Below are 15,000 nucleotides of genomic sequence, written 5' to 3' on the forward strand. Positions count from 1 at the left end.
GGCCCCGCCGCCGAGCGTGAGGCCGCCCCGGCCGAACCCGCCCCCGCCGAACCCGCCGCCGCGCCGGAGGCCGGCGCCGCGGCGAGCATGTCGGCCGAACAGGGCGCCCGGATCGGCATCGCCGAGGACACCCGGATCGTCATCCCGGCGCCCAGGGCCGAGATGCTGGTACTGGTGAAGGGAATGTGACGCGGCGAACCACGTGCTCGACGGGCGAGACGCTGCGCACTGTTGGTGAGAACGGATAGATTCTCATCAGGCGTCGATCGGGCCGGTCGCACCGGCCCGGGTGCCGCATGGTGAAGGATAAGCACATATCTGGTGCGTGACGGTCGCGCACCACCAGTCGCACGAGCGACGCACAGATGGAGGCGGGATCAATCGATGGCTAATCCGTTCGTGAAGGCCTGGAAGTACATGATGGCCCTCTTCGACTCCAAGATCGAGGAGCATGCGGATCCGAAGGTCCAGATTCAGCAGGCTATCGAGGAGGCGCAGCGTCAGCACCAGGCGCTGTCGCAGCAGGCAGCGTCGGTGATCGGCAACCAGCGTCAGCTGGAGATGAAGCTGAACCGCCAGCTCGACGAGGTCGAGAAGCTCAACGCCAACGCCCGTCAGGCCGTCACCCTGGCCGATCAGGCGGCCGCTGCGGGCGACACCGAGAAGGCGATCCAGTACACCAACGCCGCCGAGGCGTTCGCCGCCCAGCTGGTCACCGCCGAGCAGTCGGTGGAAGACCTCAAGGTGCTGCACGACCAGTCCCTGCAGGCCGCCGCACAGGCCAAGAAGGCGGTCGAGCAGAACGCGATGATGTTGCAGCAGAAGGTGGCCGAGCGCACCAAGCTGCTCAGCCAGCTCGAGCAGGCCAAGATGCAGGAGCAGGTCTCGGCCTCGCTGCAGCAGATGGACTCCACTCTGTCGGCACCCGGCTCCACCCCCAGCCTCGACGCGGTGCGCGACAAGATCGAGCGTCGCTACGCCAACGCGCTCGGTGCCGCCGAGCTGGCGCAGAACACGGTGCAGGGCCGCATGATGGAGGTCCAGCAGGCCAGCATCCAGATGGCGGGCCACAGCAAGCTCGAGCAGATCCGGGCCTCGATGCGCGGTGACGCGCTGCCCACCGGCAACAACGCCGCGGCGATCGATCCGGCGCAGCAGCAGCCCGCGCAGGCGCCGCAGATCAACAAGGGCCAGGCGGCCCAGCAGTAGGTCGGCGCGCAGGCGCGCGGGTTCGCGGCCCAGGGGTCGCCGGTAGGCATCGACCGGCGACCCGGTCGGCGTTTTCGGTCGCCGCTTCCCGGGTCGCGGGCGCGTGATGGTGGGAACTTGTCGTCGTCTGCTGCGACACTGGTCCGTGGCGACGAAAGGATGAGGGATGAGCGGGAGAACACGGCGCGAGCGAGCCGAGATCATCGATCCGGCGCAGCTGGTGCGAACCACCGCGACCGGCGGTGTGCCCGCGACCCTGCGCGAGGTCGGTGAGCAGGCGATGGTGGCCGTGCGTCGCTGGGCCGATCCGCGCGAACGGGAGTTGCGTCGACGTCGGCGTGCTCGCCGGCGCAGTTTCCAGCTCGGCACCGCCTCGGGCATCACCACCGTCGGCGCGGTCGGCCTGGCCGTGGTGTCGGCGCCGGCCTGGGCGGTCGTCGTGATCGGCGGTGGCGCGGTCGCTTTCGTGACCGGGACCGCCTTGAGCGCGCGCCGGTATCTGCAGTTGCGCGGTCAGCCGTTGCCGCAGGCGGCCTTCGTCGCCCGCAAGACCCCGGGGCTGCGCTCGGTGGCCCGCGGTCCGATCCAGCGGTTGATCCGCGCCGAACGCGCGTTGCACGGACTCGGCACCCAGATCGCCCGCACCCGGCGACTGCCCGAGGACGAACTGCGCGATCTGCTCGAGACGGCCCGCTCCGGCGCGGCCGCGCTGCACGCGCTGGCCACCGACATCGTGGCGATGGAACAGGCCGCCGACACCGTCGGACGAGCCAACCCCGAGACCGTCGCCGCGCTGAAAGTCACCGTCAACGGGGTGCTCGCGCGCCTGGAGACCGGCGTCATGGAGTACGAACAGCTCGTCGCCGCGGCGGCGCGCATTCTGGCCGTCCCCGAGGACACCGTGGTGGCCTACCAGTTCAACGGCATCGTCGCCGATCTGCGCGAGGCCGCCGATCGGCTCGACGGCTGGGCGCAGGCGCTCACCGACCTGGCCGACCGTCCCGTCCCCGGTCCGCGCTAGTCCGAACGCGGACAACGCCTTCCGGCCCCGACGCCTTCCGGCCCCGACGCCTTCCGGCCTCGGGGCCGTGCCGGGTCAGGCGATGGTCTGGCGCAGGGCGTCGAGTTCGGCCGAGCGCGGATTCTCCACCGTCGACGACGCGGGGGCGTCGAAGATCCGCACCCGCTTGTGCTCGCTGTCGAACGCCGCCCACCCCGGGTCGCCGTCGGTCGCGAACTTCACCCAGGCCGCGTGGATTTCGTCGGCCAGTGCCTGCGGCGGGTGCGGGCCGGTCAGCGAGTGCGCCCCGGCGAGCGCGTCGAAGACGAACGGGACCTCGAGCACGTGGCAGGCACCCAGGCCGGGAAGATCGGTGGGCCAGGCGAATTCGTAGACATGGGTGGGTGCGCCCACGGCGTTGGCCTCGGCGAAGTCGACCGTGCCCGCTCGGAAGCACCAGTCGGTCAGGATCGCGTTGAAGATCTCGGCCGGGGTGGCATCGGGGCGCTGCGCCGAATACGTCTGCGCCACCGCGGGATCGATCCCGTAGCGGGTGAGCACGAACGGCAGGGTGTCGGCGGTGACGGCGGCGGTGATGCCGGTCGGGACGGTGAAGAACCGGAACTCGTCGGCGGTGGTGCCGGCGATGAGCGGCACCGCACGGTCAGGGTCGGCGGCCAGCACCGCCGTCGGCGCGCCGGGGAGAATGTCGTCGTCGATCACCGGGAACAGGCTCATGATGCCCATGCCCTGCTCGATCACCGAGGCGCCCCAGCGCTGCGGGTCGGGGTCGGTCATCACCGCGAGGGCGACCGCGTTCTGCGCGGTGCGCAATGCGTCGGGACCGAGCTCGCCGAAATCGGCGGCGGTCGGGGTGATCCCGAGTTCCGCGGCCAGCGCGGCGGCCACCGTGCGCGCGTCCTGCGCGTCGGCGGCGACCGCGCCGTTGCCGCTCTGCATGATCGCCCGGCGGAACAGTCCGCTCGACTGCGGCGCGGCGATCAGCGCCGCCACGCTCATCCCGCCCGCCGACTCACCGAAGACGGTCACATTGTCCGGATCGCCACCGAAGGCGGCGATGTTGTCGCGCACCCAGCGCAGCGCGAAGAGCTGGTCGTGCAGACCGCGATTGAGCGGGGCGCCGTCCAGCGCGGCGAACCCGGAGATCCCGAGCCGGTAGTTGATCGATACCAGCACCACGCCGTCGCGCGCGAAGGCCGTGCCGTCGTAGATGGCGCGCGCGTTCGATCCGCGCACGAACGCGCCGCCGTGGATCCATACCAGGACCGGCAGCCCGCTCGCGCCCGGATCCGGCGTCCAGACGTTCGCGTTGAGGTACTCGTCGCCGGGAATGCCGTCGCTGCCGATCAGCGCGTGGATCGGCGCCGGATACGGCGACTGGACGCAGGTCGCGCCCATCTGCGTCGCCTCGCGCACGTCGTCCCAGGCGGGCGCGGGTTCGGGCAGCTGGAAGCGTTTCGCGCCGACCGGGGCCGCCGCGTAGGGCACCCCGAGAAAACGGGTGACACCCGATTCGGTCCGGCCGCGCACCGCGCCGCCGGCGATCCTGACGATGGGTTCCATGGACTTCTCCTCGCTGACGCCCCGATTATGGGCGCGTGCCCCGGTCGGCGTCAGTCGTTCGGCCTGCAGCGGCTAGGGGACCAGCGGCCCAGCCAGTATTCGGCGGCCCGCCGAGCTGTCGCCGGTCCAGGTCAGTGCGGGATCGGAGGCAGGTCGGCGCGCCCACAGCGCGAGCAGCAGATCCGACGCGGTGCCCGCGAGCTCGGCAACCGGTTCACCCGGACCGTAGGTCCAGCTGCCGTCGGTGTCGGTGGCGCGCAGTCGCAGGGCGACCTCCGGCGCGGTGGCCAGGCCGCGGTGGATCATCCGCGGCGCGAAGAGCTCGAAGACCTCGTCGATGCCGTCGACCGCGAGCTCAGGGTCGAACGGCGCGGCCGTGCCGAGCGCGGCGTGGCCGTCCCACAGGTGCATGAGCGTCTCGTGTGTGCGTCGGCGGCGCCAGAACCCCACCGTGCGGGGCATGGTGCGGGTGAAAGTCCACGCCTCTCGGTCCGGATCGGCCGACAGCGCGGTGACCAGGGCGTCCGCGGTGGCTTCGTACCAATCACGCAGTGCCGCGATGTCCTTCGGCGCGGGATCGCCCTCGTCGTCGCCGCGCAGTTCGGTCACCGCGGTGACGACCCACATGTTCCCGCGGCCGACATGGTCGACGAGGTCGTAGAGCGTCCAGCTGCCGCAGGAAGGGACCGGAGTGGCGAGGTCGGCGTCCGCGGTGACGAATTCTCCGAAGGAGGTGAGCCCCGCGCGCAGCACAGCCAGGTAGTCCATACCGCCCACGGTAGTCGCCGCGCGGGCGGGCGATGCGCTGATCCGGCCTCGGGGTGAACCCTGAGATCGCCCCCGATTTCCGGGCTGACCTGGTGATTTATCGGATCGTGGGTGGGAGCATCGAAGGTGTCGGATCGCCGGAGGGCGGTCACGGAACTGGCGAGGAGCACATCATGGTCTGGAAAGTCATCGGCATCGTCGTGGTCGCGTTGATCGCGTTCTGGATCATCGGGGCGCTGATCGAGGCGCTGTTGCCGGTCCTGGTGATCGCCGCGATCGGTACCGGGGTGTACCTGCTGTACAAGGCGGTGTCCGGGTCCGACAAGACCACGCTGACCAAGCCGTGATCGCGGCGTCTGCGCTTAGCATGGCCGGGTGGAACAGATACCCGAGGACTGGCAGCGCGGACTGGTGATCGTCGCGCATCCCGACGACATCGAATACGGTGCGGCCGCCGCGGTCGCGCGGTGGACCGGACAGGGCAAGGACATCCGCTATCTGCTCGTCACCCGCGGCGAGGCGGGCATCGCGGGCATGCCGCCCGCGCAGGCCGGGCCGCTGCGGGAGATCGAGGAGCTCGCGGGCGCGCGGGAGGTGGGTGTGCACACCGTCGAATTCCTCGACCACCCCGACGGGCGGATCGAGGAGGGCCTGGCGCTGCGGCGGGAACTGGCCGCCGCGATCCGCAGGCATCGCCCGGAAATGGTGGTGCTGTTCAACTTCGGTGACACCTGGGCGCCCGGCATGGTCAACAGCGCCGATCATCGGGCGGTGGGCCGCTCGGCGATGGACGCCGTCTCCGACGCGGGCAACGAATGGATCTTCCCCGAGATCGCCGACCTGGCACCGTGGTCGGCGCGCTGGGCCGCCGTGGTCGGTCCGGTCATGACCCACGCGGTGGACGTCGGCGAACAGCTGGACAAGGCGCGGGCCTCGCTCGCGGCGCACCGGCGCTACCTCCAGGTACTCAGCCCGGTGCCGGTCGAGCAGCAGGTGGACGAGATCGTCTCCTACGCAACGGGTCCCAAGGACGGATTCCCCGCCGCGCACGCGGTCGGGTTCGAACTGTTCACCTTCGCGGGCTGATTCGACGCGGCGACGCGCTCGACCGTCGGCCGCCAATCCCACAGCGGCGCCACGGACAAGCCGACGACCTTGCCCGCGTCGTCGGCGCGGCGCAACGCGAGTGCGGCGGCGAAATCCGGGTCGGCGCGGAAGGCCCGCGCCTCCTCCGGGGACATCGGCCCGCCCTGCGCGACGAGGGTGCGCAGGCTCGAGGCGGACAAGCCAGCGGCGTGCGCCGGATCCGTGGCCACCAGAAAGCGTTTCGCGACCACGTGCAACTCCACCAGGCGCGCGACCCGCTCACCGAGCAGCGCCCGCACCGCGTCTGCGCCGTGGCGGCCGTGACCCGCGTCGTCACCGGGGACCAGGACGTGGCCGATGTCGTGGACCAGGCCCGCGACCTGGAGTTCCGGGTCGTCGGGGTGGTCGCGGCGCAGCAGTTCGGCGCACTGGCGGTCGTGATCGAGGATGTCGACCGGATCGCCGGTGCGGTCGGCGGTGTCCCAGGCGTCCGCGCAGCGGGCGAGCAGCGCGAACAGGGCGTCGACGGTCGTGATCGCGCCGCTGGAGACCGGTGGGCGGATGGTGTCGTGATCGTCTGCCCGGTCGAGGTCGCCCGCGTCCGGGTCGGGGGTGGGGATTTCGGGCCGCACGGGCGGGGTCACTCCTCGCGATTCGACGGGCAACCGGCTGCGCCCGGGTCTCGTCGTGACGGTAGCCGACCAGCCGGTAGCAGGCTGGGCACGGCGAACCATGCCGAGCGATATGGCACGCTGGCGACATGCGAGTAGCTGTGGTGGCCGGGCCCGATCCAGGGCATGCGTTTCCCGCGATCGCGTTGTGTCTGCGATTGCTCGCCGCGGGCGACGAGCCGGTGCTGTTCACCGGCCCGCGCTGGCTCGACGCGGCCAGAGCCGCTGGCATCAGTGTGCGCAGGCTCAAGGGTCTCGCGCCGCGCCCCACCGACAACGACGCCGACGCGGGCGCGCGCATCCACGAGCGCGCCGCCCATATCGCGACCGAGAACCTGCCCGAGCTCGGCGCGATGCTGCCGGACCTGGTCGTCTCGGACGTGCTCACGGCGGGCGGCGGGATGGCGGCCGAACGACTCGGCCTGCCGTGGGTCGAACTGTCCCCGCATCCGCTGTATCTGCCTTCGAAAGCGTTGCCGCCGATCGGCAGTGGGCTCGCGCCGGGGGAGGGTGTGCGCGGCCGGGTGCGCGACGGCGTACTGCGCACGATGACCGCCCGCGCGGTCAAGGCGGGCAACCGGCAGCGCTCGGCGGCGCGCGAGAGCATCGGTCTGCCCGCCGAGGATCCCGGCCCCACCGCGCGGCTCGTCGCGACCCTGCCCGCGCTGGAGGTGGACCGGCCGGACTGGCCCGCCGACACCCACGTCGTCGGGCCGCTGCTGTGGGAACCGACCGACGCGCTCCTGCCGGTGCCGCCCGGGGACGCGCCGCTGGTGATGGTGGCGCCGTCCACCGCGCATACGGGGGTGGACGCCATGGCCGACACCGTGCTGGCCGGACTGGCCGGGCTCGGCGTGCGCGCGGCCGTCTCGATGCTCGACACCCCACCTGCGGACCTGCCCGACTGGGCGAGTGCCGGACTGGGACGCCAGGACGTCCTGCTCACCGAGGCCGCGGTGGTCGTCGGCGGGGGCGGCCACGGCCTGCTCGCGAAATCCCTGGCCGCCGGCGTGCCGGTGGTGACCGTGCCCGGCGGCGGGGACCAGTGGGAACTGGCCAATCGTGCGGTGCGCCAGGGGAGTTCGGTGCTGGTGCGCCCGCTGACACCCGAGGCGGTCGGCGCCGCGGTGCGCCAGGTGCTCGATGACCCGGCCTACGCGGCCGCGGCCCGCCGGGCCGCTGCCGGGCAGGCCGAGGTCGAGGATCCGGTGGAGATCTGTCACAAGGCCGCGACGCGCTGACGCCGCCGGATCGGGCGGTGGGGTCCGCCACCGGCGGCTCTGTCGGGTGTCGCCGAGCGCGAGTATCTTGGGCAGCGTGCGGTTGACCGAATTCCAGGAGCTGATGCACACCGAGTTCGGCGTGGCGCGCGCCGACGCCATGCTGGCCGATCACGTGATACCGGCGCTCGGGCGGACCGGTGCCGCCGCGATCGAGGCGGGCGTCGACCCGCGAGACGTGTGGCGCGCCCTCTGCGCCGACTTCGATGTTCCCCGAACCCGATGGTGAGCAGGTCATGGCTGTGACAGCGCAGAATCCGGACACCCGGCCGTATCGGTTCGACGAGCGGCTGCGGATGATCCCGGTCGACCCGGAGACCCTCGCGGCCAGGGTCGCGGTCGCCGATCCCCACGATTTCGGCGGTCTGCGCCGGCTCGGCATCGCGCTGATGCTGCTCGGGCGCCACGACGAGGCTCTCGACCGGCTCGACCAGGCGCTGGAGCTGGCCGATACCGAACGGCGCCGGATCACCGTGTGGATCAACCTCGCCGACGTGTACCGCTACCAGGGCGAGCCCGCGCCCGCCGAGATCCTGTACCGGCGCGCCCTCGATGCCAGCCGCGCGCTCGATCCGGAGCTGGTCTCCTTCGCCGCCCATCACCTGGGTAAGTCGCTGGCCGAGCAGCATCGGCCGCGGGAGGCGCGGGAGCTGCTCAACGAGGCGATGCGGCTGCGGGTGGCCGACGGCGATTCCGAACTCATCGAGTCCACCCGCGCGGCCCTGGACCACCTCGACGAACTGGCCCTGCCGCTGCCGCCCCCGGTCGCCGAGCTGCTCGGGCCGGTGCCCGCGTGGTCGGACGAGCACGAGGGCCGCGGCGGTAACCTCGTGCGCTCGGGCGGGTACTGGATCAAGCGCGGGCCGCGCGCGGTCGCCGAGCACGATCGGCTGAACTGGTTGCGCGACAACGGCATCGCGGTGCCGACGGTGGCCGCCTTCGCCGAGGACATCCTGGTGCTGGCGGATGCCGAAGCCCGCTCGCTCACCGACCTGGCCGGTGATCCGGCCGAGGTCGGCACGGTGATGGGGCAGGCTCTGCGCGCGCTGCACGCCCTGCCGGTGACCGGTTGCCCGTTCGACGGACGCCTCGAGGTGACTCTCGCGCAGGCCCGCCGCCACGTCGTCGAAGAGTTCGTCGACACCGCCGATTTCGACGCCGACCACCGCGACCTCACTCCCGCGGCGATCCACGAGCACCTGGTGGCCCAGCGGCCGTCGGAGGAGGATCTCGTCGTCGCGCACGGCGACTTCACCCCGGGCAATGTGCTCGCCGGTGGGGTGCTGATCGATGTCGGCGGGCTGGGGGTGGCCGACCGCTATCGCGATCTCGCCCTCGCCGAACGCGACCTGGCCGAGGACTTCGGCATCGACGCGGTCGCGGCGTTCTTCACCGCCTACGGGCTGACCGGGCCCGACCGCGCCAAGCTCGAGTACTACCGGCTGCTCGACGAATTGTTCTGAGGCGCCCCGGCGCTCAGTTGGTCTTGGCGTAGTGGCGTGCGGCCTTGGTGCGGTTGCCGCAGGTCGCCATGGAATGCCAGCGCCGGGTGCCGTTCTTGGACGTGTCGTAGAAGAACAGGACACAGTCCGGGTGGGCGCACTGGCGGATCCGGTGCGGCGCCTCGGCGATCAGGTGCAGCAGGTTGTCGGCGGCGAGCCAGCCCGGCAGCCAGGCCGGATCGGCCACCTCGGGGATATCGCGCGGGCCGTCGGCGGTGAGTTCCCGGCGCAGGCGGCCGCGGTCGAGGACCTGGTTGAGCGCGGTGGGGTCGGCGGTGGTGACCGCCGCGTGGACGGCGTCGCGGGCGGCGTGCAGGGCGGTCAGCGTGTGCTCGTCGGCGGGAACGCGGTCGGCGAGTCCGGTGAGCTCGAGCCACAGCCGCAGCCCGTCGAGATCGGTGAGCAGGTCACCGGGGGTGGCGCCGGCCCATCGCGTATTGAGCAGGTCCAGAGCCGGTGGTTCGCCGGTGTGCGGACGGGGATCGCGCATGCCTGAGGTTACCAACTCATCTCCTAACCACTGTCGCGATTTCACGGGTTGACGGTGTCGCCCGGCCACCCTACTGTCTAACCTGTCAACGCTGAATAGATAGTTAACATTCCGGAAGGGGTCCCCCGTGCGACCGCCACTGCCACCCTTCGACCTCGACTCCGCGCGCGCCAAGGTGCTCGCCGCCGAAAACGCCTGGAACACCCGCGATCCCGAGCGGGTCGCCGCGGCCTATACCGAGGACTCGGTGTGGCGCAACCGCGACGAGTTCTTCACCGGCCACGCCGCCATCGTCGACTTCCTGACCCGCAAGTGGGCGACCGAGAACGGCTACGCCTTGCGCAAGGATCTGTGGGCCTTCCACGACAACCACATCGCCGTGCGCTTCCAGTACGAGTGGCACGACGAGTCCGGTCAGTGGTGGCGCAGCTACGGCAACGAGCAGTGGGAGTTCGCGCCGGACGGGCGGATGGCGCGGCGCGAGGCCAGCATCAACGACGTGCGGATCGACGAATCCGAGCGCCGGATCTTCGGGCCGCGCGCCGAGGGCGACGACTCGGTGCTGCCGCAGCGGTAGCCGACGGGCCCGCGGTGCCGTCGATGTGCGACGGGTTTGCGAGTCCTCGCGTGTTGGGCGGGCGCGTCGCTTGACTCGAATGGGTGTTCGACTAATCTGGGCGCCAGAACTTGTCGGTGCCGGCCTCTACTGTGGGCGCCAACCAGAGAGACACTCACCTCGAGAAGGGGACCACATCATGGCACCGCAGGCCTACGATCGCGACAAAGCGCTGGAGCTGGCACTGGCGCAGGTGGAGAAGAGCTTCGGCAAGGGCGCGGTCATGCGCCTGGGCGAGGAGGCCCGCCAGCCCATCTCCGTCATCCCGACCGGCTCCATCGCGCTCGACGTCGCGCTCGGCATCGGCGGGTTGCCGCGTGGTCGCGTCGTCGAGATCTACGGCCCGGAATCCTCGGGTAAGACCACCGTCGCGCTGCACGCGGTGGCCAACGCCCAGGCCGCGGGTGGCGTCGCCGCGTTCATCGACGCCGAGCACGCCCTGGACCCCGACTACGCCCGCAAGCTGGGCGTCGACACCGACGCGCTGCTGGTCTCCCAGCCCGACACCGGTGAGCAGGCGCTCGAGATCGCCGACATGCTGGTGCGTTCCGGCGCCATCGACATCATCGTCATCGACTCCGTCGCCGCCCTGGTGCCGCGCGCCGAGATCGAGGGCGAGATGGGTGACAGCCACGTCGGCCTGCAGGCCCGCCTGATGAGCCAGGCGCTGCGCAAGATGACCGGTGCGCTCAACACCTCGGGCACCACCGCCATCTTCATCAACCAGCTGCGCGAGAAGATCGGCGTCATGTTCGGCTCGCCGGAGACCACCACCGGCGGTAAGGCGCTGAAGTTCTACGCCTCGGTCCGCCTGGATGTGCGCCGCATCGAGACCCTCAAGGACGGCTCCGACGCGGTCGGCAACCGGACCCGCGTGAAGGTCGTCAAGAACAAGGTCAGCCCGCCGTTCAAGCAGGCCGAGTTCGACATCCTCTACGGCCAGGGCATCTCCAAGGAGGGCTCGCTCATCGACATGGGTGTCGAGCACGGCTTCATCCGCAAGTCGGGCTCCTGGTACACCTACGAGGGCGACCAGCTGGGCCAGGGCAAGGAGAACGCCCGCAAGTTCCTGCTGGAGAACACCGACGTGCGCGACGAGATCGAGAAGAAGATCAAGGAGAAGCTGGGCATCGGCGCCGACCTGACCGCCGAGGCCGACGCACCCGCCGACTTCTAGCCGATGGGCTCGCCGATCTCCGGCGGCCGTGCGCCTCGTGGCGGGGTGGATCCGGTCGAGGACATGCGCAGGCAGTTGGCCCGCCTCGGTATCGAGGTGGTGCCGGAAGCGCCGGAGCGGCGAGACCGCCACCGCGACAGCGCGGACACCGAACTCGTCCGGCCGGCTCGGGCACACCGGGCCGAACTGGACGCCAGGGGAATTCGGTCGGGTGCGGGCGATCCGCAGCGCGCGCACCCGACCGGATTCGCCGATGATGATCAACCACACGATTCCGCTGCGCGGACTGGGGATGATCATGAAGAGTGGGGGAGCGGGGCGCGTCCCCGTGGCGCCCGGCGCGGACGCAGGTCCGGCCGGCGCGAGAAAGACTCCCTGTCGACCGGCGTCGGTGGTGACGACGGGCGGCAGGTGGATCCGGTGGCGGCCGGATCCCAGCCGGGAGAGCCCGACAGGCGGGCCGGCACACGCCGGCTCGCCCCGGGCGACCGTCCGAAGGCGACGATCGACCAGGCCAAGGACGCCTGCCTCAATCTGCTGGCCGTGCGCGCCCGCAGCCGGGCCGAGCTGGAGAAACGTCTCGGGGAGAAGGGTTTCCGGCTCGAGGTGACCGCGGCCGCGCTCGACCGGCTCGCCGAAGTCGGCCTCGTCGACGACAGTTCCTTCGCCGAACAGTGGGTGCACGAGCGCCACACGTACTCCGGCCGGGGGAAGAGGGCCCTGCAGCGCGAACTGCGTGACAAGGGCGTCGCTCCCGCCGATGCCGAGAACGCGCTGGCGATCGTCACCGACGACGCCGAACGCGCCCGCGCCACCGACCTGGTCCGCCGCAAACTCACCACCCTGTCCCGGGACCTGGACCGCGACAAGGCCGTCCGCCGTCTCGTCGGCATGCTGGCCCGCCGCGGCTACGACCAGTCGACTGCCTTCGCCGTCGTCACCGCGGAACTCGCCGAGGCGGGATTCACCCAGGCGCCCGCGCGGCCACGCGGGGCGAGCAAGCCCGATCCGGACCCGGACGAGCCGTCCCACGATCACCGACGACCCGGACGACCGGGCGATCCGATATCGCACGCCGATCCTGCGATCGAGGCGGACTCGGACAGCCCCGCCGAGGGGCTCCCGCGCCGGAACCGCTCCCGATGGTCACGCGCGGTCAGCACATCGGCCGACAGCGAAGCTCCCGGAGACACCGACACCGACACCCCGGACCGGAGTACCGACCGGCGCGCGCCGCGCCGCCCGGTCCCCGGTGACGAGCAGGCCGCCGCCGACCTGGTCCGCCGCAAACTCCGCGGCATGCCCACCGACCTCGACCGCGCCAAGGCCACCCGCCGCCTGGTCGACATGCTCGCCCGCCGCGGCTACAGCCCCGCCATCGCCTACGCGGTCGTCAAAGCCGAACTGGCCGAGGCTGATCGCTGAGCCAGGTGACGAACTTTCCGAGTGCTGCTCGACTTCGGCAGTTGGGCATCGCCGCGAGGATGTCGCCGCTAGGCGGCGTGAGGGCGACGGCGCGAGGATCGTGCTGCCCCCCGGGGCATGGGCGCGAGGGCGGCGAGTCCGGTGGCGGGAACGGCTCCGTGTGGGAGGTCCGGCGCGTAAGATGACTTCGCGCCGGTGAAACGTGGTTTCGCGCAGGCGGATTCGAGCGCCGCAGAATGCGGCGGGGGTGTGGTAACCGGGTGTTTCACCTGTGGTCGGGGTGGGCATTCCGGGGGACAGGGCCTGGTGTGGCCGCCGAACTACGGGGAGGTGGACCCTGGACGCGTTGTGGTCGTTCGTGGTGAACCGGCGCGAGCAGCTGCTGGTCGATTCGTACCTGCATGTGTCGGCGGTGGTGCAGTCGCTGGCGCTGGCGACGATCGTCGCGGTGCTGGTCGGGGTGCTCGTGTACCGGAGCCCGCTCGGCTCGGCCGCCGCGACCGCGACCGCGGGAGCGATCCTCACGGTGCCCTCGTTCGCGCTGCTCGGGCTGTTGATCCCCTTCCTCGGGCTCGGCGTCGGGCCGACGATCGTGGCGCTGGTGCTGTACGCGCTGTTGCCTATCCTGCGCAACACCGTGCTCGGGCTGTCGTCGGTGGATCCGGCGGTGATCGACGCCGCGCGGGGCGTCGGGATGAACCGGCTGCGGCTGCTGAGCACCATCGAACTGCCGCTGGCCTGGCCGTCGATCCTCGCCGGAATGCGGGTCAGCACCCAGATGATCATGGGCATTCTGGCCCTGGCCGCCTATGCCAAAGGCCCCGGCCTGGGCAACCTCATCTTCTCCGGGCTCTCGCGCCTGGGCAGCCCGAACGCGGTGCCGCAGGCGCTGACCGGGACCGTGCTCATCGTCGTGCTCGCGCTCGCGCTCGACGGCGTCCTGCTGCTGCTCGGCCGCCTCACCATCTCGAGGGGAATTCGTGACTGACACCGAAACCAGCACCGGCGCCGCCGCATCCGCGGTCTCCGGGGTCGAGATCGTCCTCGACCGGGTCACCAAGCGTTATCCCGACCAGCCGGATCCGGCGGTCGAGGAGGTCAGCATGACCATCCCGGCGGGGGAGATCGTGGTCCTGGTCGGCCCCTCCGGGTGCGGCAAGACCACCACCATGCGGATGATCAACCGGCTGATCGAACCGACCTCCGGCACCGTCACGATCGGCGGCCGCGACGCCGCGGGCATCGACGCCGACGAATTGCGGCGCGGTATCGGCTATTCCATCCAGCAGGCCGGCCTGTTCCCGCACCTGACTGTCGCCAAGAACATCGCCACGGTCCCCGGCCTGCTCGGCTGGGACCGCACACGCACCCGAGCCCGTGTCGACGAGATGCTCGCCCTCGTCGGCCTCGACCCCGCCGTGTATCGCGGTCGCTATCCGCGCCAGCTCTCCGGCGGTCAGCAACAGCGCGTCGGGGTGGCCAGGGCGCTGGCGGCCGACCCGCCGGTGCTGCTGATGGACGAGCCGTTCGGTGCCGTCGACCCGATCACCCGCGCGCTGCTGCAGGACGAATTGCTGCGCCTGCAAGGCGAACTCGGCAAGACCATCGTCTTCGTCACCCACGATTTCGGTGAGGCCGTGAAACTGGGCGACCGGATCGCGGTCCTGGGCGACCGGTCCCGCATCCTCCAGTACGACACCCCGGCGGCGATCCTGGCCGCGCCTGCCGACGAGACGGTCGCCGGTTTCGTCGGCAACACCGCCACCATCGACCGCCTCGGCCTGGCCGTGCTGGCCGATCTCGACCTGGACCAGGGCATCGCCGTCGCCGAGGACACCGCCCCGGCCGACCTCACCGACCGCCTGCACACGGCGCGGCAGGACTGGGGCATCGTCCTGGCCGCCGACCGGACCCCGATCCGCCGGATCGCGGCAGGTGAACTCGCCCACGCGGATTCGCTGCGGGACCTCGGCACCCCGATCCAGACCACGCTGCCCACCGACGCGACCCTGCAGGACGCCCTCGCGATCCTGCTGACCGAACGCACCGCCTCGGCCGTGGTCGTCGACGGCACCGGCGCGTTCGCCGGCGTCGTCACCGTCGACACTCTGATCAGCCACCTGGCCGCCGCCGGGGCCGCCGAAACGGCGCGGGCATGAGCGCGGCGCAGGTCGCGCTCCGGTGCGCTGCTC

At 71.3% G+C, this 15,000-nt stretch carries 15 protein-coding genes and 3 pseudogenes; 14 read left to right on the plus strand and 4 right to left on the minus strand.

Translation table 11 applies throughout. The features are described 5' to 3' along the window. The 3 genes and pseudogenes from ATM97_RS03385 to ATM97_RS03395 form a co-directional block, all read left to right on the plus strand. A pseudogene (locus ATM97_RS03385) lies at positions 1–189 on the plus strand (transcriptional regulator); the annotation flags it as partial. Between the two features lie 195 nt (positions 190–384). Then, positions 385–1,209 (plus strand): PspA/IM30 family protein, encoded by an 825-nt coding sequence (locus tag ATM97_RS03390; RefSeq protein ID WP_218716456.1) that lies wholly within the window; start codon positions 385–387, stop codon positions 1,207–1,209. A gap of 166 nt (positions 1,210–1,375) precedes the next feature. Then, complete coding sequence (locus ATM97_RS03395; protein WP_255586907.1) at positions 1,376–2,230, plus strand: hypothetical protein; 855 nt, start codon at positions 1,376–1,378, stop codon at positions 2,228–2,230. A 75-nt stretch (positions 2,231–2,305) separates the two neighbouring features. Here the strand turns inward: ATM97_RS03395 and ATM97_RS03400 are convergent, their stop codons facing one another. Together ATM97_RS03400 and ATM97_RS03405 are read right to left on the minus strand one after the other, a co-directional pair. After that, on the minus strand, positions 2,306–3,793 hold the full coding sequence (locus ATM97_RS03400; RefSeq protein ID WP_218716457.1) for a carboxylesterase/lipase family protein: 1,488 nt from the start codon (positions 3,791–3,793) through the stop codon (positions 2,306–2,308). Between the two features lie 72 nt (positions 3,794–3,865). Next, positions 3,866–4,561, minus strand: coding sequence for a maleylpyruvate isomerase family mycothiol-dependent enzyme (locus ATM97_RS03405; RefSeq protein WP_218716458.1), 696 nt, complete (start codon positions 4,559–4,561; stop codon positions 3,866–3,868). A 173-nt stretch (positions 4,562–4,734) separates the two neighbouring features. Here ATM97_RS03405 and ATM97_RS03410 point away from each other — a divergent pair, with 173 nt between their 5' ends. After that, entirely contained in the window at positions 4,735–4,908 is a 174-nt protein-coding gene (locus ATM97_RS03410; protein ID WP_218716459.1) for a hypothetical protein, read from the plus strand. Positions 4,909–4,936: 28 nt separating this feature from the next. Next, a complete protein-coding gene (locus ATM97_RS03415) occupies positions 4,937–5,647 on the plus strand; it encodes a PIG-L deacetylase family protein (RefSeq protein ID WP_218716460.1) in 711 nt (236 codons plus the stop codon). On the opposite strand, the gene ATM97_RS03420 is transcribed toward ATM97_RS03415, so the two are convergent. Beyond that, the gene (locus ATM97_RS03420) at positions 5,572–6,279 is read right to left on the minus strand and encodes an HD domain-containing protein (RefSeq protein WP_308248360.1); all 708 of its coding nucleotides are present in this window, start codon (positions 6,277–6,279) and stop codon (positions 5,572–5,574) included. The two genes, ATM97_RS03415 and ATM97_RS03420, sit on opposite strands and share 76 nt — an antisense overlap. Positions 6,280–6,407: 128 nt before the next feature. On the opposite strand from ATM97_RS03420, the gene ATM97_RS03425 reads away from it, so the two are divergent. The 3 genes from ATM97_RS03425 (at position 6,408) to ATM97_RS03435 (ending at position 9,061) form a co-directional block, all read left to right on the plus strand. Then, entirely contained in the window at positions 6,408–7,559 is a 1,152-nt protein-coding gene (locus tag ATM97_RS03425) for a glycosyltransferase (protein ID WP_218716462.1), read from the plus strand. 76 nt (positions 7,560–7,635) lie between these two features. Next, positions 7,636–7,827 (plus strand): DUF3046 domain-containing protein, encoded by a 192-nt coding sequence (locus ATM97_RS03430; RefSeq protein ID WP_218716463.1) that lies wholly within the window; start codon positions 7,636–7,638, stop codon positions 7,825–7,827. Between the two features lie 7 nt (positions 7,828–7,834). Next, the gene (locus tag ATM97_RS03435) at positions 7,835–9,061 is read left to right on the plus strand and encodes a phosphotransferase (protein WP_218716464.1); all 1,227 of its coding nucleotides are present in this window, start codon (positions 7,835–7,837) and stop codon (positions 9,059–9,061) included. A 13-nt stretch (positions 9,062–9,074) separates the two neighbouring features. Here the strand turns inward: ATM97_RS03435 and ATM97_RS03440 are convergent, their stop codons facing one another. Continuing rightward, entirely contained in the window at positions 9,075–9,590 is a 516-nt protein-coding gene (locus ATM97_RS03440) for a CGNR zinc finger domain-containing protein (RefSeq protein ID WP_218716465.1), read from the minus strand. Between the two features lie 127 nt (positions 9,591–9,717). Between ATM97_RS03440 and ATM97_RS03445 the strand changes: the two genes are divergently transcribed. The 6 genes and pseudogenes from ATM97_RS03445 (at position 9,718) to ATM97_RS03465 (ending at position 14,967) form a co-directional block, all read left to right on the plus strand. Beyond that, a complete protein-coding gene (locus ATM97_RS03445) occupies positions 9,718–10,167 on the plus strand; it encodes a nuclear transport factor 2 family protein (RefSeq protein WP_218716466.1) in 450 nt (149 codons plus the stop codon). Between the two features lie 178 nt (positions 10,168–10,345). Continuing rightward, a complete protein-coding gene (gene recA, locus ATM97_RS03450; protein WP_189024126.1) occupies positions 10,346–11,383 on the plus strand; it encodes a recombinase RecA in 1,038 nt (345 codons plus the stop codon). Between the two features lie 420 nt (positions 11,384–11,803). Next, positions 11,804–12,346, plus strand: a pseudogene (locus ATM97_RS34975) (regulatory protein RecX); the annotation flags it as partial. A 303-nt stretch (positions 12,347–12,649) separates the two neighbouring features. After that, positions 12,650–12,808: pseudogene (locus ATM97_RS34980) on the plus strand (recombination regulator RecX); the annotation flags it as partial. A 337-nt stretch (positions 12,809–13,145) separates the two neighbouring features. Next, entirely contained in the window at positions 13,146–13,796 is a 651-nt protein-coding gene (locus ATM97_RS03460) for an ABC transporter permease (protein ID WP_218716477.1), read from the plus strand. Continuing rightward, on the plus strand, positions 13,789–14,967 hold the full coding sequence (locus ATM97_RS03465) for an ATP-binding cassette domain-containing protein (protein WP_218716467.1): 1,179 nt from the start codon (positions 13,789–13,791) through the stop codon (positions 14,965–14,967). The genes ATM97_RS03460 and ATM97_RS03465 overlap by 8 nt, the downstream gene beginning before the upstream one ends. Positions 14,968–15,000: the final 33 nt, after the last annotated feature.

The sequence above is a fragment of the Nocardia sp. MH4 genome (genome assembly GCF_019266065.1).
Classification (GTDB): domain Bacteria; phylum Actinomycetota; class Actinomycetes; order Mycobacteriales; family Mycobacteriaceae; genus Nocardia; species Nocardia canadensis.

Excerpts from the sequence above, each read along its gene's own strand:
- ATM97_RS03390 (WP_218716456.1), top strand. The coding sequence starts at position 385 with ATGGCTAATCCGTTCGTGAAGGCCTGGAAGTACATGATGGCCCTCTTC.
- ATM97_RS03395 (WP_255586907.1), top strand. The coding sequence starts at position 1,376 with ATGAGCGGGAGAACACGGCGCGAGCGAGCCGAGATCATCGATCCGGCG.
- ATM97_RS03400 (WP_218716457.1), bottom strand. The coding sequence starts at position 3,793 with ATGGAACCCATCGTCAGGATCGCCGGCGGCGCGGTGCGCGGCCGGACC.
- ATM97_RS03405 (WP_218716458.1), bottom strand. The coding sequence starts at position 4,561 with ATGGACTACCTGGCTGTGCTGCGCGCGGGGCTCACCTCCTTCGGAGAA.
- ATM97_RS03410 (WP_218716459.1), top strand. The coding sequence starts at position 4,735 with ATGGTCTGGAAAGTCATCGGCATCGTCGTGGTCGCGTTGATCGCGTTC.
- ATM97_RS03425 (WP_218716462.1), top strand. The coding sequence starts at position 6,408 with ATGCGAGTAGCTGTGGTGGCCGGGCCCGATCCAGGGCATGCGTTTCCC.
- ATM97_RS03435 (WP_218716464.1), top strand. The coding sequence starts at position 7,835 with ATGGCTGTGACAGCGCAGAATCCGGACACCCGGCCGTATCGGTTCGAC.
- ATM97_RS03440 (WP_218716465.1), bottom strand. The coding sequence starts at position 9,590 with ATGCGCGATCCCCGTCCGCACACCGGCGAACCACCGGCTCTGGACCTG.
- recA (WP_189024126.1), top strand. The coding sequence starts at position 10,346 with ATGGCACCGCAGGCCTACGATCGCGACAAAGCGCTGGAGCTGGCACTG.